Origin of the sequence: Mesorhizobium sp. L-8-10, assembly GCF_016756635.1 — a bacterium.
Lineage (GTDB): Bacteria > Pseudomonadota > Alphaproteobacteria > Rhizobiales > Rhizobiaceae.
Genome location: NZ_AP023263.1, coordinates 36,646 through 56,361 on the forward strand (window position 1 = coordinate 36,646; position 19,716 = coordinate 56,361).

Annotated in this window: 19 protein-coding genes; 9 read left to right on the forward strand and 10 right to left on the reverse strand. The window is 64.6% G+C overall.

Annotated elements, in window-relative coordinates:
* From JN280_RS00175 to nuoG, 9 genes are all read left to right on the forward strand, one after another.
* Positions 1–1,476, forward strand: coding sequence for an NADH-quinone oxidoreductase subunit M (locus JN280_RS00175; protein WP_202309538.1), 1,476 nt, complete (start codon positions 1–3; stop codon positions 1,474–1,476).
* A complete protein-coding gene (locus tag JN280_RS00180) occupies positions 1,473–2,912 on the forward strand; it encodes an NADH-quinone oxidoreductase subunit N (protein ID WP_202309539.1) in 1,440 nt (479 codons plus the stop codon). Before JN280_RS00175 ends, JN280_RS00180 begins: the two co-directional genes overlap by 4 nt.
* 155 nt (positions 2,913–3,067) lie before the next feature.
* Positions 3,068–3,433 carry an NADH-quinone oxidoreductase subunit A gene (locus JN280_RS00185; RefSeq protein ID WP_202309540.1) on the forward strand — a complete coding sequence of 122 codons (366 nt, stop codon included), beginning with the start codon at positions 3,068–3,070 and terminating at the stop codon, positions 3,431–3,433.
* Positions 3,421–3,924: a NuoB/complex I 20 kDa subunit family protein gene (locus JN280_RS00190; protein WP_202309541.1), complete on the forward strand. Its 504-nt coding sequence runs from the start codon at positions 3,421–3,423 to the stop codon at positions 3,922–3,924. The genes JN280_RS00185 and JN280_RS00190 overlap by 13 nt, the downstream gene beginning before the upstream one ends.
* Entirely contained in the window at positions 3,921–4,484 is a 564-nt protein-coding gene (locus tag JN280_RS00195; protein WP_202309542.1) for an NADH-quinone oxidoreductase subunit C, read from the forward strand. Before JN280_RS00190 ends, JN280_RS00195 begins: the two co-directional genes overlap by 4 nt.
* 1 nt (position 4,485) lies before the next feature.
* Entirely contained in the window at positions 4,486–5,700 is a 1,215-nt protein-coding gene (gene nuoD / locus JN280_RS00200) for an NADH dehydrogenase (quinone) subunit D (protein WP_202309543.1), read from the forward strand.
* 17 nt (positions 5,701–5,717) lie between these two features.
* The gene (nuoE, locus tag JN280_RS00205; protein ID WP_202314412.1) at positions 5,718–6,230 is read left to right on the forward strand and encodes an NADH-quinone oxidoreductase subunit NuoE; all 513 of its coding nucleotides are present in this window, start codon (positions 5,718–5,720) and stop codon (positions 6,228–6,230) included.
* 4 nt (positions 6,231–6,234) lie between these two features.
* Positions 6,235–7,500, forward strand: coding sequence for an NADH-quinone oxidoreductase subunit NuoF (nuoF, locus tag JN280_RS00210; RefSeq protein ID WP_202309544.1), 1,266 nt, complete (start codon positions 6,235–6,237; stop codon positions 7,498–7,500).
* A 30-nt stretch (positions 7,501–7,530) separates the two neighbouring features.
* Complete coding sequence (nuoG, locus tag JN280_RS00215) at positions 7,531–10,101, forward strand: NADH-quinone oxidoreductase subunit NuoG (RefSeq protein WP_202309545.1); 2,571 nt, start codon at positions 7,531–7,533, stop codon at positions 10,099–10,101.
* 40 nt (positions 10,102–10,141) lie between these two features.
* On the opposite strand, the gene JN280_RS00220 is transcribed toward nuoG, so the two are convergent.
* From JN280_RS00220 to JN280_RS00265, 10 genes are all read right to left on the reverse strand, one after another.
* Positions 10,142–10,582: a CBS domain-containing protein gene (locus JN280_RS00220; RefSeq protein ID WP_202309546.1), complete on the reverse strand. Its 441-nt coding sequence runs from the start codon at positions 10,580–10,582 to the stop codon at positions 10,142–10,144.
* Between the two features lie 45 nt (positions 10,583–10,627).
* On the reverse strand, positions 10,628–11,194 hold the full coding sequence (locus JN280_RS00225; protein WP_202309547.1) for an NADH-quinone oxidoreductase subunit I: 567 nt from the start codon (positions 11,192–11,194) through the stop codon (positions 10,628–10,630).
* 30 nt (positions 11,195–11,224) lie between these two features.
* Positions 11,225–12,211: an NADH-quinone oxidoreductase subunit NuoH gene (gene nuoH / locus JN280_RS00230; RefSeq protein WP_202309548.1), complete on the reverse strand. Its 987-nt coding sequence runs from the start codon at positions 12,209–12,211 to the stop codon at positions 11,225–11,227.
* A 305-nt stretch (positions 12,212–12,516) separates the two neighbouring features.
* Complete coding sequence (trmB, locus tag JN280_RS00235; protein WP_202309549.1) at positions 12,517–13,215, reverse strand: tRNA (guanine(46)-N(7))-methyltransferase TrmB; 699 nt, start codon at positions 13,213–13,215, stop codon at positions 12,517–12,519.
* An 18-nt stretch (positions 13,216–13,233) separates the two neighbouring features.
* Positions 13,234–14,511, reverse strand: coding sequence for a methionine adenosyltransferase (metK, locus tag JN280_RS00240; RefSeq protein WP_202309550.1), 1,278 nt, complete (start codon positions 14,509–14,511; stop codon positions 13,234–13,236).
* 211 nt (positions 14,512–14,722) lie between these two features.
* Positions 14,723–15,133: a helix-turn-helix domain-containing protein gene (locus JN280_RS00245; RefSeq protein ID WP_202309551.1), complete on the reverse strand. Its 411-nt coding sequence runs from the start codon at positions 15,131–15,133 to the stop codon at positions 14,723–14,725.
* A gap of 136 nt (positions 15,134–15,269) precedes the next feature.
* A complete protein-coding gene (gene lnt, locus JN280_RS00250) occupies positions 15,270–16,862 on the reverse strand; it encodes an apolipoprotein N-acyltransferase (RefSeq protein WP_202309552.1) in 1,593 nt (530 codons plus the stop codon).
* Positions 16,863–17,071: 209 nt separating this feature from the next.
* Positions 17,072–18,130, reverse strand: a complete 1,059-nt coding sequence (locus tag JN280_RS00255) for a hemolysin family protein (RefSeq protein WP_202309553.1) — start codon at positions 18,128–18,130, stop codon at positions 17,072–17,074.
* A 29-nt stretch (positions 18,131–18,159) separates the two neighbouring features.
* Positions 18,160–18,666 carry an rRNA maturation RNase YbeY gene (gene ybeY, locus JN280_RS00260; RefSeq protein WP_202309554.1) on the reverse strand — a complete coding sequence of 169 codons (507 nt, stop codon included), beginning with the start codon at positions 18,664–18,666 and terminating at the stop codon, positions 18,160–18,162.
* Positions 18,667–18,678: 12 nt separating this feature from the next.
* On the reverse strand, positions 18,679–19,674 hold the full coding sequence (locus JN280_RS00265; RefSeq protein ID WP_446720782.1) for a PhoH family protein: 996 nt from the start codon (positions 19,672–19,674) through the stop codon (positions 18,679–18,681).
* Positions 19,675–19,716 lie beyond the last annotated feature (42 nt).

The window sequence follows — 19,716 nt, forward strand, 5'->3', positions numbered from 1 at the left end:
ATGGCGTTCCCGCTGCTCAGCCTCATCGTGTTCCTGCCCGCCGCCGGCGCGGCGTTTCTGATGTTTCTGCGCAGCGACGACGCGGTGCGGTGGACGGCGCTGGCCGTCACAGTCCTCGACCTCGCACTCTGCATCGCGATGCTGGCCGGCTTCGACACCACCACCCATGCGATGCAGTTCACCGAGACGCGACCGTGGGTGCCCGCGCTCGGGATTACCTACGCGCTCGGCGTCGACGGGATCAGCGCACTCTTCGTGTTCCTCACCGCGCTCCTGGGTTCGATCTGCGTGCTCGCGTCCTGGGTCGCGATCGACCGCAAGGTGAAGGAATTCATGGTCAGCCTGCTGACCATGCAGGCACTAATGCTCGGCGTGTTCTGCGCGCTCGACCTTTTCCTGTTCTACGTATTCTGGGAGGCGATGCTCATCCCGATGTACGTGATCATCGGCGTCTGGGGTGGTGACGGCCGGGTCTACGCGGCGTTCAAGTTCTTCCTCTACACGTTAGCGGGCAGCCTCCTGTTCCTGATCGGCGTCATTGTGCTCTATTTCCAGGGCGGCGAGACCTTCGACATCCGCGCCCTCACTGAGCAGGATTATCCGTTCCGGGTCCAGTCCTGGCTGTTCCTCGCCTTCCTGATCGCCTTCGCCGTCAAGGTGCCGATGGTCCCCGTCCATACCTGGCTGCCGGACGCTCATGTGCAGGCGCCGACGGCCGGCAGCATCATCCTCGCCGGCGTGCTCCTGAAGATGGGCGCCTACGGGTTCCTGCGGTTCTCGTTGCCGATGCTGCCGGAGGCGTCGGTTTATTTTTCATTGCCGATGCTGGCGCTTTCGGCACTTGCGATCGTCTATGGCGGGTTGCTCGCCCTGGCGCAGGACGACCTGAAGAAGCTGGTGGCCTATTCCAGCATCAGCCACATGGGCTTCGTGACCCTGGGGATCTTCGCGCTGAACCTCCGCGGCCTCGAGGGCGGCATCCTGCAAATGTTCAATCATGGCGTGACGACGGGCGCGTTGTTCCTGTTCGTCGGCCTGATCTACGAACGGACCCATACCCGCAGCATCGCGGATTACGGCGGGCTGATGAAGGCGGCGCCGGTCTATACGACATTTCTCGCGCTGTTCACCCTGTCGTCGATGGCGCTGCCGGGGACGAATTCGTTCGTGGGCGAGTTGCTGGTGCTGTCGGGCGGGTTTGCGGCCAATCTGGCCATCGGCGCCGCCGCCGTCGTCGGGGCATTGCTGGGCGCGGCCTATCTGCTCGGCATGTATGGGAAGGTCGCGCTTGGTCCTGCCCGCGCCGACGCGCGGTACAAGATCCGCGACGTGAACGTACGCGAACTGGCGGCGATCGTGCCGCTGGCCGTCTTCGTGCTCTGGGTCGGACTTTATCCGAGACCCTTTCTCGACATCATCGACGCTTCGGCGAAGCATTTGCTGTCGCAAGTGCACGCGAGAGGAGGCAGCCAATGACCGCCGCCGCGCTGCTCCAGTCGATCCTCGCGAGCATGCCCGAGATCGTGGTGATCACGGGCGCCTGCGTTCTGCTGATCCTGGGACAATTGGTCCGGAAAGGGCAGGAACATCTGATCGGCTGGGCTTCTGCCGCGGTCGTGCTGCTTGCCGCCCTGGGGACACTCATGCTGTCGGGCGACGTGTGGCCTGCCTATACGGGTATGTTCGTCGCCGACCCCTTCTCGGCCTTCTTCAAGGCCGTGTTCTACCTGGCCACCGTTCTGACATTCCTTCTCTCGCGAAAATATGCGCAGATCGAAGGGATCGGGAGCAGCGAATACTATGTGCTGCTGCTCTTCGCGCTTGCGGGAATGATGATCATGGCCTCGGCGATCGACCTCCTGTCGATCTATGTGGGCCTCGAACTGATGGCGCTCTCCACCTATGTGCTGACCGGTTTCCTGCGGCAGCAGCGGCGGTCGAACGAAGCGGCGCTGAAATATGTGGTCCTCGGGGCGGTCTCGAGCGGGATATTCCTCTACGGCGTTTCGCTGGTCTACGGGCTTACCGGCACGACGCAGCTCGACGGGATGGCTGCTGCGGTGACCGGCGATCCGCTCGATCCCGGATTGCTGTTGGCGGTGGTCTTCATCGTCGCGGGACTGGTGTTCAAGGTCGGCGCGGTGCCGTTCCATATGTGGGTTCCGGACGTCTATGAAGGCGCGCCGACGACGATCACCGCCTTCATGTCGGTGGGCCCCAAGGCGGCGGGGTTCGCGGTGATCCTGCGGGTGTTCCTCAACCCGCTGGTGGCGGCCTCGGACGCCTGGATCATCGTGGCCACCATCGCGGTCGCGACGATGGCGCTCGGCAGTTTCGTCGCCCTGGTGCAGGACAATTTCAAGCGCCTGCTGGCCTATTCCAGCATCGCTCATGCCGGCTTCGCGATGTTCGGCGTGGTGGCCGGCGGCGCGGACGGGATCGCCAGCGTGATGCTCTATCTGTTGATCTATACGTTCATGAACCTCGGCATCTTCGGCACCGTCATCATGATGCGGAACGGCGATTTCTCGGGCGAGCCCATCAAGGACTATGCGGGGCTTGCCAAGTCGCATAGCGGGCTGGCGTTACTGATGCTGCTCTATCTGTTCTCGCTGGCCGGCATTCCGCCGACGGCCGGCTTCTTCGCCAAGTTCTATGTGCTGGTCGCCCTCGTCGAGCGGGGGTTCGTCGCGCTGGCGGTGATCGCGGTGCTGCTGAGCGCCGTCGCCGCCTACTTCTACATCCGCATCGTCATGGTGATCTACATGCGCGAGCCGGAGCGCGCATTCGACCCCGCGCTGACGCCCTCGGTGCGTGCCACGCTTGCCTTGACCGCTGCCGGCACCATCGGGATCGGCCTGTTCCCGGCGTGGTTTCTGAGGCTCGCCCAGCAGTCCGCGTCCGGCGGCTGATCGATTGGATTTGCAATGATCGGGCCGAGCGAATACTCTCGGCAGTGCAGGAAAGAAAGGCACAAGTCGCTTCCCGGGGGCCCGCGTCACCGGCCTCGAAGCGAGCCGGTCGCGACCTGAGCAGAACCCTCGGTAGGTGACCGGGGCAATGCGACATGACTGGAATGGAATTCCTGCCGGTTCTTTTCATGGTCGCCGGAATTGTTCTGGTGGCGATGGCGACCTTGTTTGTCTCCTCCCTGCTGCGCCCGTCCCATCCCTATCCCGCGAAGAACATGCCCTATGAATGCGGCATGGATCCGGCGGGCGAGGCAGCCGGGGGGCGCTTCAGGGTGCAGTTCTTCATCCTCGCGATCCTGCTGGTGGTCTTCGATGTAGAGACGATGTTCCTCTTTCCCTGGGCCGTCGTCCTCAAGGAAATCGGGCTGGTCGGCTATGTCGAAATGTTCGTCTTCATCCTGTTGCTTGTCGTGGGCTTCGCCTACGCCTGGCTGACGGGAGCGCTGGAGTGGGAGGAATGAGCAACGCGATCCGTGACAGCGTGCTGTTCACCACGGCCGACAATGTGATCAGTTGGGGTCGAAGGTCTGCACTGTGGCCCGAGACTTTCGGCATTGCCTGCTGCGCCATCGAGATGATCTCGGCGGGATGCGCGCGCTACGATCTCGACCGGTTCGGCGTGGTGTTCCGGCCGTCGCCGCGCCAGTCCGACGTGATGATCATCGCCGGCACCGTGACGCGGAAGTTCGCACCTGTCGTGCGCCGGCTCTATGACCAGATGCCTGAGCCGCGCTGGGTCATCGCGATGGGCACCTGCGCGATTTCGGGCGGAGTCTACAACACCTACGCAGTGGTGCAGGGGGCGGAGACCTTCGTGCCGGTGGACGTGCATGTGCCCGGCTGCCCGCCTCGGCCCGAGGCGCTGATGCATGGGTTCCTTCTGCTTCAGGAGAAGATCAGGAAATCCCGGGCGCTGGCCGGGACGCGCCTTGAAAGGGTCGCGGCGCCATGAGCGTGGAGACGCCTTTCAACCGCGCCCCGATCATAGAGCGCTTCGGGGGGGCGATCGAGGATCTTGGCTTTGCGCACGGCGTTCATGCCTTCGCCGCTCCGCCTGAAATGATCGTCGAGCTTTGCCGGTTTCTGAAGGACCACCCGGCGCTGCGGTTCAATTTCCTGTCCGACATCTGCGGGGTCGACCATCACCCCGGGGCGCCGCGATACGAGGCAGTGTACCACCTCTATTCACTGCCCAACAAATGGCGCGTCCGGATCAAGTGCCGCCTCGGCGATCCGCCGCGGATCCCGTCGGTGACAGGGGTCTGGCGTACCGCCAACTGGCATGAGCGCGAGGCCTGGGACATGTACGGGATCATGTTCGAGGGCCACCCCGACCTGCGGCGGATCTACATGTGGGAAGGGTTCGAGGGCTTTCCGCAGCGCAAGGACTTTCCGCTCCGGGGCTACAAGGACGAGTTGAACCCGTTTGGCGCCGAAGGCACCCCGCCGACGCAGCCCGACCTCGCCACGAGAGACATACCGCCGGGCGCACAATCCCACGACGGGACTTGAGATGACCGAAGTCACGGAACTGACAAGGCCGGAAGGCGAAGAGCTCGACACAAAGGAGGTTCTTCTCAACCTCGGCCCGCAGCATCCCAGCACCCATGGGGTGCTGCGGCTCGTGCTCGAGCTGGACGGCGAGCATGTCGCGCGCGTGGACCCCCATATCGGCTACCTCCACCGCGGCACCGAAAAACTTGCCGAGAGCTTCACCTACACCCAGATCTTCCCCCTGACCGACAGGCTCGATTACCTCTGCCCGCCCTCGAACAACCTGGCCTTCGCGCTGGCCGTGGAAAAGCTCCTCGGCATAGAGGCGCCCGTCCGGGCGCAGTATATCCGCGTGCTGATGGCCGAGCTGGCCCGGATCTCCGGTCATCTCCTCATCACCGGCGCGCTGCCCATGGACCTGGGTGCCATGACCGCGCTGCTATACGCCATGCGCGAACGCGAAATGATCATGGACCTTCTGGAGATGATCAGCGGGGCACGAATGCACACCTCGTTCTGCCGGGTCGGCGGTGTGCGCGAGGACCTGCCCGACGGCTTCTTCCCCAAGATCAGGGAATTCTGCGACATCTTCCCGAACCGGATACGCGACTATGAACGGTTGGTCGAGGACAACCGGGTGTTCCTGAAGCGCACGCGCGGGATCGGCGTGATCTCCGCCGAGGACGGCATCGATCTTGGCTTGAGCGGCCCGAACCTGCGGGCCTCGGGCGTCGACTGGGACATCCGTCGCGACGAACCTTACGAGATCTATGACCGGCTCGACTTCAACGTCGTCATCCGCAACGAGGGCGATTGCTACGCGCGCTGGCAATGCCGGGTCGAGGAGATGCGCGAGAGCGTCCGGATTATCGAGCAATGCCTCGAGCAGATGCCGGAGGGGCCTTTCCAGATCGACATGCCGACGATCGCCTTCCCGGTGGACAAGGACAGGGTGCACTGTTCGATGGAGGCGCTGATCCAGCACTTTGACCTGTCGGCCTATGGCTTCGAGGTGCCGAAGGGCGAAGTCTATTCGGCGATCGAGGCGCCGAAGGGCGAGCTCGGTTTCTATATCATCAGCGACGGGTCGCCAAAACCGTTCCGGATGAAGGTGCGGGCACCGTCCTTCGTCAATCTTCAGGCACTGTTCGGGGTCAGCAATGCGCGCTACCTGGCGGACATGATCGCCGTGCTGGGCAGCCTCGACCCGGTGATGGCGGAAGTGGACAAATAGAAGTGGATCCGGACGCGATGAACATGCGCGAAAAGATCGAGGCGGCGGCTGCGCGGTACCCGGACCAGCGCTCGGCGATCATGCCCGCGCTGCTGATCGCGCAGAAGGAACATGGCCATCTACCCGGCCCGGTGCTGGAAGAAGTCGCAGACATCCTCGGCGTCGAGCGGATCTGGGTCTACGAACTGGCGACCTTCTACACCCTGTTCCATACCGAGCCGGTGGGCATGTTCCACCTGGAACTCTGCGACAACGTCTCTTGCATGCTGCGTGGGTCCGAGCACCTGCTGAGGCATCTGGAAGTGGTGCTGGGGATCAGGAAGGGCGACACGACCCCGGACGGACTGTTCACCCTTTCGACCGTCGAATGCCTGGGTGCTTGCGAGATGGCGCCGGTGATGCAGGTCGGCGACGACTATCACGGCGATCTCGACATCGCGCGGGTCGACGCACTTCTGGAGGGTCTGCGGGCGACGGCGGGGCTGGTGACCGGCACCGATCGCGCAACGCCGGCAGCCCCCGGAGTGTAGCGCCATGTTCGAACCGGTGCTTCTCAGGAACGTGGACGTGCCCGACGGCCATCTGCTGGCGACCTACGAGGCCGGCGGCGGCTACCAGGCGCTGGCGAAGGCGTTGCGCGAGCACACGCCCGACGAGATCATCGGCCTCATCAAGGAGTCCAATCTGCGCGGTCGCGGCGGAGCCGGATTCCCGACCGGTATGAAGTGGAGCTTTGTGCCGAAGCGGGCCGACAAGCTGAAATATCTGTGCTGCAACGCCGATGAGGGCGAGCCCGGTACCTTCAAGGACCGGATCATCATGGAGCGTGACCCGCACCAGCTGATCGAGGGCATGGCGATCAGCGCCTACGCGATCGGCGCGGAAACAGCCTATCTCTACATCCGCGGGGAATACGTGCTGTCGATCCGGCGGCTGGAGCAGGCGATCGCCGAGGCCCATGCCAAGGGGTACCTGGGAACGGGGATCCTCGGCTCGGATTTCAGCTTCGCCGTGCACATCCATTGCGGCGCCGGCGCCTATATCTGCGGCGAGGAGACCGCGATGCTCGATTCGCTCGAGGGCAAACGGGCCCAGCCGCGTCTGAAACCGCCGTTTCCCGCAGTCGAGGGGCTCTACGCCAGCCCGACCGTGATCAACAACGTCGAGACGCTGGCCTGTGTGCCGCATATCGTGGCGCGGGGGCCGGTCTGGTTCCGCGGCATCGGCCCGGACAAGAGCCCCGGCCCGAAGCTCTATTGCCTCAGCGGGCAGGTGCGCAAACCGGGCCTCTACGAGCTGCCGATGGGCATTTCGCTGCGCGAACTGGTCGAGGACCACGCCGGCGGGCCGTTGCCAGGGCGCAAGATCAAGGCCGTAATCCCCGGCGGGGTCTCGGCGCCGGTGATACCGGAGCGCGGGCTGGACGTCGGGATGGACTTCGATTCCCTGGCCGCCGCCGGCTCGATGCTCGGCTCGGCCGGGGTGATCGTGATCGACGACTCGACCTGCATGGTAAAAGTCGCCACCCGGATAATCGAGTTCTTCCACCATGAATCCTGCGGCAAGTGCACCCCGTGCCGCGAGGGCCTGAACTGGGTCGTGAAAGTCCTGCGCCGGGTCGAAGCTGGGCAAGGCGCGCCGGGTGACCTGGATCAGCTGGAGGCGCTCTGCAAGGGCATCTTCGGCAACACGTTCTGCGCGCTGGGCGACGGCGCGGCCATGGGGCTGCGGGCGGCGCTGGAGCATTTCGAGCATGAGTTCGCCCTCCATATCGAGGAGCGGAGGTGTCCGTTTCACTGAGGAGCGCTGAGAGTAGGCCGTAAGGAAGTCATGGTTAGCATCACGATCGATGGGCAAATGCTGGAAGTGGAGCAGGGGTCCACGGTGCTGCAGGCCGCCGAGCGTCTGGGTATCGCCATCCCGACCTTCTGCTACATGAAGCGGCTGCCGGCGCTGGCTTCCTGCCGCATGTGCCTTGTCGAGGTGCAGGGGTTGCGGAGACTGCAGCCCTCCTGCGCGACCGCGGTCGCCGAGGGCATGGTCGTACGGACGAACACGCCGCTGATCGACGAGACGCGCTCCTCCATGCTCGACATGCTGCTCGCCAACCACCCGCTCGACTGCCCGATCTGCGACAAGGGCGGCGAGTGCGAGCTTCAGGACATGGTAATGGCATACGGCCCCCGCGAAAGCCGGTTCCGCGATGCCAAACGTGTGTTCCACTCCAAGGACATCCGGCTCAGCCCGGTCATCATCATGAATGTCAACCGCTGCATCCAGTGCCAGCGCTGCGTCCGGATGTGCGAGGAGGTCGTCGGTGCGGTCGCCTTGGGCACCGTCGAAAAAGGCATGGATACGGCCGTCACCGGCTTCGAAGGCAGCCTCGCGAGTTGCGACCAGTGCGGCAACTGCGTCGAGGTCTGCCCGGTCGGCGCGCTGATGAGCTTTCCCTATCGCTACAAGGCGCGGCCCTGGGATCTGGCCGAGACCGACACGGTGTGCCCGCATTGCGGCACCGGTTGCCAGTTGACAGTCGGCGCGCGCAGGGGCGAGTTCATGCGGGTCCGCTCGAAGTGGGAGAACGGGGTCAACCGCGAAACGCTCTGCGTGCGAGGGCGCTTCGGTCTCGATTTCATCGAGGGCCGGGACCGGGTCAAGCGGCCGATGATCCGTCGTGACGGCGCCCTGGTTCCGGTTTCCTGGGACGAAGCGGGGGACTACTTGCGGCAACGCCTGTCCGATGTCGGGAGCAAGGCTGCGGGCGGGCTCGCTTCGCCGCGTCTCCCCAACGAGATGCTCTATCAGTTCCAGAAGCTGATGCGGACGGTGTTCCGAACCAACAATATCGACTGCTCGGCGCGCTGGTCCACGCCCTTCGATGCGCTCGGCCCCTTGATGGCGGGCTTCCATTCCCGCGCGCCGCTGGAGGAGGTGATCGGCAACGATTGCGTGCTTGTCGTCGGTGGCAACGTTACCGAGGAAAATCCGGTCACCGAATACCTGCTGCGTGACGCCGCACGCCAGCGGCACATCGGGCTGCTCATGCTCTCGACGCGGCCGTCGCGCCTCGACGCCGACAGCAGGGCGGTCGTTCGGGTCCCGCCAGGCGGTGAGACGGCGAGCCTCGCCGCGGTGGTGGCCGGTCTGGCCACGGCGGCAGGTCGGGCCCTTCCGGGCGAATTGTTCGCGGACATCGGCGCGACAACCGGCAGTGAGGAGCCGGACCGTCTCGCCGCAGCGCTGCTGAAAGGCCGAAGCATCACCGCGCTTGTCAGCGCCGACCTGCTGAGATCACACCAGGCGCGCGCAACGCTGCAGCAACTCACCAACCTGCTGCAGCTTCTCCGCGCACTCGGCAAGGGCGTGGCGATGCAGTTCCTCTTCGACCGCGCCAATCAGATGGGCGCCTGGGACATGGGGGTCCTGCCGGCGGCGCTGCCGGGGCTGCGCCCGGTGGGCGATGACGTGGCGCGCGGAATTCTCGAAAAGGCCTGGGGCACCGAAATCCCGCCCGAACCGGGCGCGGATTTCGACGCCATGCTGGAACTCTGCGACGGCGGGCGGATGGGCGCACTCTACGTCGTCGGAAGCGACCCGCTGATGGCCTATCCAGACCGGGAATTCGCAAAGCGGGCGCTTGCCGGCGCCGATCTTCTGGTCGTGCAGGACACGTTCCTCACCGATACGGCGGGTCTGGCCGATGTCGTCCTGCCCGCGGCGGGCTACGGCGAAGAATCCGGCACGTTCACCAACAACGAGGGCCGGACCCAGACGATCCGCAAGTTCCGCGAGCCCGCCTTCGAGGCGCGAGGCAATCTGGCGATCTTCGACTTCGTCGCGGCGCTGCGCAACCGGGCGCTGGGGCTGTCACTGCAAGGCGAAATCTTCGGCGAGATCGCCCGGCTGGTTCCGGCCTATCAGGGACTGACGCAAGACGGCCTCGGGACCGACGGAGCATTCACCGGAACGGCCCCGTCGCCGCAGGCCGGTGAGTTCTTCGCCCCGCCGCCTGCCCCGATCGCGGCCGACGGGCTCATGCTGGTCACCGGCAACGGCCTGTTCCACAACGGATATCTTTCCGAACGCTCGGAGATACTGAATACCGTCGCTGACGCCCCATATGTCGAGATGAGCGAGCGAGACGCCCGGCAGCTTGCCCTTTCGGATGGCGATCTGGTGGCGGTGCGATCCGCCCGGGGCGAGCTGACGGCGGAACTCAAGGTCAACAGGCGCTTTCCCCCGGGCCTCGTGTTCGTGCCGGAAAATTACAGAACCTTGCGTCTCAACAGCCTGATGCGGCGGGGCGAATACCCATGTCCGGTGGAGGTTCGCAGGGCGCACGCGGCTTTAGGGATCGGCGCTGCCGCGCAACCTGAAGCGCTGCCAGAGGTTCCGGGCTGAGGCGGTTCCCACCTGCAGCCTGCCGATGGATCCAGGATCGTCAGTGATAGCCGGTTCCGGCGATGTAATCGTGCAGCGCCTCCTCGTTGCGTATCAGTTCCTCGAGCCGGTGCTTGACCAGATCGCCGATGCTGACCACGCCGACAGGGGCGTCGCCATCCATGACCAGCACGTGGCGCGTCCGCCGCTCGGTCATGATCGCCATCACGAACGGCAGCCCATCCTGTGCCGAACATGTCGCCACGCTGCGGTTCATGATGTCGGCGACCTGCATCATGGGCGCCTCGACTCCGTAGTCGGCCACGGCATTGCAACAGTCCCGCTCCGACAGCGTACCCAGGTATTTCCCGGGCGAACGGCTGACGACCACGAAGCCGATGTTGTGTTCCCGAAACAGCCGCAGGACTTCCACCATCGTCTGATTTGGAGTGACCGATACGACCTCGGGGGCCTTGGCCTTCAAGATTTGGCATACAAGCATCTGAACCTCCTCCCTGCTCGCTCCGGCTTGACGGCTGGCGCGCGTTCAAGTTCGGCGGATATTCCGCCACCAGTTGTATCCCTCCGGCTCGCTCGTCTCGACCAGCACGTCCCGTTCGGTGTTCAGACGCGCGGCCACCACGCCGCCGCCGGTTGCCGCCTTGCCCGGCTTGGCGAGCAGATCGTCACGTCCGACGACCAGGTCACGCGAGGAAAAGCTCGAGAACTCATACTGTTGGCCAAGGGCGATCGCGTCCGCGGGGCAGGCGTCCTCGCAGAGCCCGCAGAACAGGCAACGGGCCATGTCGATCTCGAATTTTGCCGGGCGTCGGTTGCCCTTCTCGTCCTCGTAGGGGACGACTTCAATGCAATAGCAGGGACAAATCCGCGCGCAGAGTTCGCAGGCCACGCATTTGATCTCGCCCTCTTCGTCGCGCTTGAGGAAATGATGCCCGCGATAGCGCGAATAGGGCAGCCACTTTTCCTTGTCCGGATACTGCATGGTCACGGACCTGGAGAACATGTAGCCGAAGGTCAGCGCCAGCGCACTCCCCAGATCGGCGAAGAACGCCCAGCCGATCCATGTTCCACTTCTATCCGGTGCGTGCGACATCGCCGCCTCGCTACCGAGCCGCTACGGCCCTTAAAGGAAAGCAACACCGGTTATTATTATGTTCGCGAGTGACAGCGGAAGCAAGACTTTCCACCCGATCGCCATGAGTTGGTCGTAGCGGTAGCGCGGGAAAGTGAAACGGAACCACATGAACAGATAGAGGAAGAACGCGACCTTTAGCGCAAACCAGAGAAGCGGCGGCAAGGGGATCAGCACGCCGTTCCAGCCGCCGAAGAACAGGATCACCGCCAGTACGGACACGAGCAGCATGATCGCGTATTCGCTGACCATGAAGAATGCGAAGCGGATGCCGCTGTATTCGGTATGGAATCCGGCCCCCAGATCGCCCTCCGCTTCCGCCAGGTCGAAGGGAATGCGCTGCGCTTCGGCCAGCCCGGCGACAAAGAACACGAAGAACCCTACCGGCTGGTAGACGATATTCCAGACATCGGCCTGCGCCCGCACGATGTCGAGCAGGCTCATGGACTGCGCCAGCATCACCACGCCGATGACCGCGAACCCCATGGGGATCTCGTAGCTGATCATCTGCGCGCAGGTCCTCAGGCTGCCCAGGACCGCGTATTTGCTGTTCGCGGCCCAGCCGCCGAAGATGACGCCATAGACCTCGATCCCGATCACCGCGAAGACGAAAAGGAGCGCCACGTTCATGTCGGAGACGTAGAGCGTGATCTCGGCGCCGAGGACCGAGACGGTCTCGCCGAAGGGGATCGCGACGAACACCACGAAGGGCGGGGCCAGCGCCAGGATCGGCGCCAGTTTGAACAGGAAACGGTCGGCCTCGGCCGGGATGTGGTCCTCCTTGGTCAGGAGCTTGATCCCGTCCGCCACCGGCTGCAGCAGCCCGTGCCACCCCACGCGCATCGGCCCCATCCGTTGCTGCATGTGCCCGGCGATCTTGCGTTCCAGCCAGGTCAGCGGCAAGGGCAGCAGCAGCAGGATCGCAATCAGCAACGCGACCTTGAAGACGATCAGGCCAATGGCGACGACAAGTTCCATGATCCGCGGCTACTTGTTCATCGGGTTGAGACCCGCGGCTGCACACTGAGCGCTTGCGCGATTGTCGGGCCGCACGGGAACGACAGTTTCCCAACGGCGACGCGCCTCGCCAAGATATCACAGTGCTATCGTCGCTGGCTATGCTGTGCCATGGGTGGATCAGTCCAGGCGCTGTCATGTTGTTTGCAGATACACGCGCTGGCACCCTGCGGCGCAGATGGCGACTGACCACGGTCGATGCAGGACCGATGCTCGCCGTCCGGCATCGTTGCGCCGCCCATCTTCTCAACAAGGATCGGGAGGCGTTATCTTCGGACGAATGTCAGATAGGCGGGCCGCCGGCCTTCGCGGATCGCCTTGGCTTCGTAGCGCGTGCCTGGCCAGCCTTCATAGGGCTCGTGCCAGTCGCTCGACCATGCGGCCTGCCATTCGAACGCACCATGAGCACGGCAATGGAGCAAGGTCCAGTTGACGTAGCTGTCGATGTCGGACGCGAAACGGAACAGTCCGCCCGGCTTCAGCACGCGGGCGAAACGCGTCAGATTGGTCTGGCCGACGAAACGGCGCTTCCAATGGCGTTTCTTCGGCCAGGGGTCCGGATAGAGAAGATCGATCCCGGAGAGGCTGGCATCCGGCAACCAGTCGAGAAGCCGGGTCGCGTCGTCGTCATGGACGCGGATGTTCGAAAGCGGCCGCTCGTCCAGCGCCATCATCAGTTTGGCCATGCCGTTGACGAAGGGCTCCACGCCGATGAAGCCTGTGTCGGGATGGCGTGTCGCCTCCGACAGAAGGTGCTCGCCGCCGCCGAAGCCGATCTCCAGCCGGACGGAAGAAACTTCGGTGGGGAACAGTTCCTCCAGGCGCGCCGGGGCCGGCGCGCCGAGATCCACCCTCAGTCGCGGCAGGCCAGCTTCGAGGGCCGCCGCCGGATGTGCGCGGATCGCCTTGCCGCGACGGCGGCCGAAGAACGCCTCCGTTGACCGGCTGCGCCGTTCGGCCGTCATCGCTGGTCATGCCTCCGATCAGGCTGCCACGGCCTCCCTGGCGATCGCATCCTTGAGCGCCTTCGCCAGGTCCGTCCGTTCCCACGCGAAGGAACCGTCACGCCCCGGCTTGCGGCCGAAATGGCCATAGGCGGTGGTCTTGGCATAGATCGGCTTGTTGAGATCCAGATGCCGCCGGATGCCCGACGGCGACAGGTCCATCACTTCGCGCAGCGCCCCTTCGAGCGTCGCCTCGTCGACCTTGCCGGTGCCGTGCAGATCGACATAGATCGACAGCGGCTGGGCCACGCCGATCGCGTAGGAGAGCTGGATGGTGCAGCGGTCGGCAAGCTTGGCGGCAACGACGTTCTTGGCGAGGTAGCGCGCGGCATAGGCCGCCGAACGGTCCACCTTGGTGGTGTCCTTGCCGGAGAAGGCGCCGCCGCCATGGGGTGCCGCACCACCATAGGTGTCGACGATGATCTTGCGGCCGGTGAGGCCGGCGTCGCCGTCGGGGCCGCCGATCACGAACTTGCCGGTCGGATTGATGTACCAGGCGCAGTTCGAAGCGATCTTCAGGTCGCCCAGGGCCTCGCGGATATAGGGTTCCACGACGCTGCGCACCTTCTTGGAATCCCAGCCCGCGTCGAGATGCTGGGTCGACAGCACGATCTGGGTGACCTCGGCGGGCTTGCCCCCGACATAGCGCACCGTGACCTGGCTCTTGGCGTCGGGTCCGAGCTTGCCTGCATCGCCCTTGCCGGCGCGGCGGGCGCCCGAAAGCAGTTCGAGCACCTTGTGGCTGTAGTAGATCGGAGCCGGCATCAGATCCGGCGTTTCGCGGCAGGCATAACCGAACATGATGCCCTGGTCGCCGGCGCCCTCGGCATTGGCGTCCTGGGCCTTGTCGACGCCCTGCGCGATGTCGGCGGACTGGGCATGCAGAAGGACGTCGATCTTGGCGGTCTTCCAGTGGAAGCCGTCCTGTTCGTAACCGATGTCGCGGATCGCGCGGCGCGCCACCGAACGGAACTTCGAGGGATTGATGACCGGATGCCCCTTCCCGTCCTGAAGGATCTTGCCGTCCTTGTCCTTCTTCAGCAGCGTGTGCGGCACACGCACCTCGCCGGCGATGACGACGCGGTTGGTGGTGGCGAGCGTCTCGCAGGCGACGCGCACATCCCACGGGTTCATGCCGGCCTTTTTGGCCTCTCGATAGACCAGATCGACGATTTCATCGGAAATGCGGTCGCAAACCTTGTCCGGGTGGCCTTCCGAGACGGATTCGCTGGTGAAGAGATAGTCTTGCCGCGACACGGGTGTCCCCTCTTGAAAAAGGACCGACAGAAGCGTCGATCCAAGGCGGTGGACGGTGTAGCCAATGCCGATCGATCCCGTCAAGACGGGACCGTCAAGGGAACCATGACATATCGTCCGGGCGAAGCACAATCCTCGCCCGCGCAAGGCTGCGAGGCCGCATGGTTTCGTGCAGTGATGTCGCCGCCCCCGGAACCGAACCGGGGTACGGCTATTCGACGTCTTCCTCGGCCAACGCCTTGACCAGATCGATGATCTTGCGGCGTACCTTCGGCTGCGAGATCCGGGCAAAGGCGCGGTTCAGCTGGATGCCTTCCGTGCTGTTCAGAAAATCGACCACGAAGGTCGTGGCGTCCTCCGCGAGTCCCTTCGCTTCGCCAATTTGGCCCGGGGCATCCTCGAAGAAGAAGGACACGGGCACGCTCAGAATCGATGCGATGGCCTGCAGCCTGCTCGCGCCGACCCGATTCGTGCCTTTCTCGTATTTCTGGATCTGCTGGAAGGTAATGCCGAGGTTTTCACCGAGCTTCTCCTGACTCATCCCCAGCATATTGCGGCGGAGCCTGATACGGCTTCCGACGTGCACGTCGATCGGGTTAGGCTTCTTCTTATTTTCTATCATTTTTTCCTCGCCGTTTTCGCGGCTTGTCTATGTTTTGCGCCCCTGTCCATCGGCTCCGAATCCATCGCCCAATCTCATCGCGACCGACCGACACGAGGTAAAGCCAATATAATATGAATTTCTAATATATGCACTGTCAATCGACACGTAGCCGTTGTCTCGCCCACAACCCACAGGCAATCGCAGCAAGCAGGACGACAACTGCGAAGCCGTTGGTCGAAGGCCTCCCCAAGGGCAAACCATAGGGGGCCTCAATTTCCACCGAAAGGTCCAAAGTTCCGCGAGCGTTAATGGCGAGTGCATCGAGGACGCGACCCTTTGGGTCGACGACGGCGGAGATGCCGCTGTTGGCGGCGCGCAGCAGCGTCCTGCCGGTCTCGACGGCGCGGATCTGGGCCTGGCGGAAATGCTGATACGGACCCGGCGTGTCGCCGAACCAGGCATCATTGGTGAGATTGACGATCAGGCTGGCACCGGTCACGCCGGAGGATACGAGCTCCGGGAAAATGATCTCGTAGCAGATAAAGGGCGCGGCCTTCTGCCCGCCGGGAAGCGCGATCGGATGACGCTCGCTTCCGGCCGAGAAGCTCATCGGCATCGGCACGATGCTGTCGATCCCGAGACGCGCGAAGAGATTTTCGAACGGCAGATATTCGCCGCCCGGCACGAGATGTATCTTGTCGACGGCGTCGACGATCTCGCCGGCCGAGTTGATCGCCACGACGGAGTTGTAATAGCGCGGACCACCCGCCGCGCCGCGCCCGCCCTCCTCGCGGACGGCACCGGCGATCAGCATCTGGCCGTCGCCGAGAAGCTCGCCCATGGCGACCAGCGCGTCGGGACGCTCCGCGAAGAGGAAGGGAACCGAGGTCTCGGGCCACAGGATGAGCTGCGGTGCGGGCGCGCCGGCTTCCGGGGGGCGTGCCGAAAGCTGCAGCAAAGCCCTGAAGATGTCGTCCCGCGCCTTGTCGTCGAGCTTCTGCGCCTGGTCGATGGAGGGCTGCACGATACGGACGGCGAGGGTCTGCCCCGCCCCGGCATCCGCGCTGGCAAGCCGCCAGTAGCCGAAGCCCGCATGCGCGGCGATCAGGATCGCGGCGAGCGACAAGCCGAACGCCCTGTGCCGTTTGCCCGCAAGCAAGGCAGGCATGGCGAAGACGAAGACGGCGAGCGCATTCACACCAGGGGTGCCGATGACCGACACCGACTGCATGAGAAGCGGCACCGGCATCGCCGCATAGCCGACCGGGTTCCAGGGAAAGCCGGTGAAGAGGAACGTGCGCAGCCATTCGATGACGCCGAAGGCTGCGGCGAGCGAGGCGACCCGCCCTATATCGTCGGTCCAGAACAGCCGGGCGAGCGCCGTCGCGGCGCCATAGAAGACGGCGAGGATCGCAGGCAGCAGGAGGACCGCGATGGGGATCGCCCAAGCGAAGCTGTCCGCCTCGACCAGCATCGCGGTGCCGACCCACCAGAGCCCGAACACGAAATAGCCAAAGCCGAACCACCAGCCGATCGCGAATGCCGGCTGGAGCCGGCGCAGCAAGGTTGCCGGCGCCTCGACGGTCGCCCCGTCGAGCAACCAGACCAGCACGGGGAACGAGACGAAGCAGACCGCGAAGAAATCGTAGGGCGCGACGGACAGGACCGCGAAGCCGCCCGCCAAAAACGCCGCAAGCGTGCGGCGCCACCCCCAAAGCAATATCGTCCTGCCGGCAAGGCTTTCCATGCGGCTGCCCAAGTAACGAGAATCACCCGGATATGGGTGTATCAGGCCGGGAAGCCCGTTCCAACGCGCCAAGCCACTCGGCCGCCGGCACCGAGGAACCCGGCGGCTGCAGCCTATCTCCCTGTATAGCCTTCGGATTTGGCGCCGGCCTTCGGCCCGGGCCTCAAGAGAGACCGTGCGGCCTTTGGTCTCTGCACGCTACGCGGACGTCAGCCCTCGTTGGAGACGGCCTGGGCGGCGCGCCGGCGCCGTTCGGCCTTCTGGTCGCTGACGATGCGCACCCGCTTCACGCGTCTCGGATCGGCGTCGAGCACATGGAATTCGAAGCCCGGGATCGGATGCACGACCTCGCCCCGGGCCGGCACGCGACCCAGCGTGTTGAAGATCATACCGCCGATCGTATCGACGGTCTCGCCATGCTCGCCAGGCTTGAACGCCTCGCCGATCATCTTCTCCACATCCTCGATCTCGGCCTTGCCGTCGACGATGAAGACACCTTCCCCGGCCTGGGTGATCAGCGGCTCGTCGTCGTCATGCTCGTCCTCGATGTCGCCGACGACCATCTCGACGATGTCTTCGAGCGAGACCAGCCCGTCCGTACCGCCATACTCGTCGATGACCAGCGCCATCTGTGTGCGCGAGGCCTGCATTCGCGCCATCAGGTCGGACGCAAGCATCGAAGGCGGCACGAAAAGCACGGTGCGCATGAGGTTGAGCTCGCCGATGGTGCGGCTCAGGTCGACATTGGCCAGGTCGAGCACCTTGGGCGCCGTCTCGGCCTTCTTGGACACGCGGCCCCGCTTGACCCGGGCCTGCTTGGTGATGTGGGCGACGACGTCGCGGATATGGACCATGCCACGGGGGTCGTCGAGCGTCTCGGCATAGACCGGCATGCGCGAGTGGCCCGATTCCTCGAAGACATTGAGCAGGTCGCCGAGCGTGATCGAGATCTCCACGGCCTCTACGTCGGCCCGCGGCACCATGACGTCCTCGACCCGGACCTCGCGCAGCCGCAGGATGTTGTTGAGCATGGCCCGCTCGCCGGCGGAGAAGTCGGCTTCGTCGGACCCGCTTTCGGCCAGGGCGTCGGCGAGATCCTCGCGCAGGTTGGAGCCGTTCCGTTGACGGAAGAAGCCCATCATGCGTTCGAGCAGCGTAGGCCGATCGGCCTGCTGCCCGGCGGTACTACTCGGGCCCTCGTCCTTCTGGGCCGACGCCTTGGTCTCACCCGCTTCGGGGGCCGCGGCAGTCTTGAGATTTTCGTTCATCGTCGTCCGGCTTGATGCGCCTCTTCCTGTTAAGCATAGGGATCGGGAATGGCAAGTCTCGCCAATGCCCGCCGTTCCATGGCCTCCATCGTCTCGGCCTCGTCCTCGGTCTCGTGATCATAGCCGACGAGATGGAGGAAGCCATGGATGACCAGGTGAATGAGATGGTGCTCGAACGGCTTCTCTTCGAGGCCGGCCTCGCGGGAAATCGTTTCGGCAGCCAGGACTATGTCGCCGAGCATCGGGGGCAGCGGGTCGCCGGGCCGCACCGGAAAGGCCGGAAAGGACAGCACGTTGGTCGGCTTGTCCTTGCCGCGCCAGCCAGCATTGAGCTCGCGGATGCCGGCGTCGTCGGAAAACACCAGGCTGAGTTCCGAGGGCTGGACGGCAGAGACGCCGGCCTCGGTCAGCACCGCATCGATCGCCCTGCGGGCCAGTCGTTCGAGCTCGCCCTCGGGCGGCCACACACCCGCCTCGACCAGGAGATCGATGGCGACAAGCGGTACGGCTTTCGCCGCGGCGGTCGTTCCAGTCATGACCGGATCATATCAGTTGTCCGTCGCTCCGAGCCCGCGGGCCATCTTGGCGTCGCGATCGTAAGCGGACACGATCTCGGCGACGAGCGGATGACGGACGACGTCCTTCTCGTTGAAGCGGACGGTGACGATCCCCGCGACGCCGTCCAGCACGCGCAGGGCCTCGACCAGGCCGGACTTGGTGTTCACCGGCAGGTCGATCTGCGTGGGATCGCCGGTCACGATCATGCGCGAGTTCTCGCCGAGCCGGGTCAGGAACATCTTCATCTGCATCGGCGTGGTGTTCTGCGCCTCATCGAGGATAACGGCGGCGTGCGCCAGCGTGCGGCCGCGCATGAAGGCGAGCGGCGCGATCTCGATGACGCCGGCGGTGATCGCCCGCTCCACCTTGTCGCCCGGCATCATGTCGTAGAGCGCGTCGTAGAGCGGCCGCAGGTAAGGGTCGACCTTCTCCTTCATGTCGCCCGGCAGGAAGCCCAGCCGCTCGCCCGCCTCGACCGCGGGACGCGACAGGATGATGCGCTCCACCAGGCCGCGCTCGAGCAGCATCGCGGCATGGGCGACGGCCAGATAGGTCTTGCCGGTACCCGCCGGGCCGATGCCGAAGACCAGCTCCGAGCGTTCCAGCGCCCGCATATAGGCGTCCTGGTTCAGCGAGCGCGCATAGATCGTCTTCTTGCGGGTGGCGATCTGGGCCGCCGCCATCCGGCCCTTGCGCTCCAGCGTCGGCAGGGTCAGCTGGTCGTCGGCCGCGATCGCCATGCGCACCGCCCCATCGACGTCCGACTGCGCCAGATCCGCCCCCTTCTGCAGGATGGCGTAGAGGTGATCGAGCGCGCGGCGCGCCTGCTCGGCCGTCGTCGGACTGCCCTTGATGGTGAGCTGGTTGCCGCGCGAGCGGATGTCGACACCGAGCTTCTGCTCCAGCCGGGCGAGATTCTCGTCGAACTGGCCGTAAAGGGCGCTGGCGAGCTTGTTGTTGTCGAAGGTCAGAACGATATGCGCCATGTCCGATGCCCCGGAGGACACGTTCTTCAGTTCGGTAGCGCT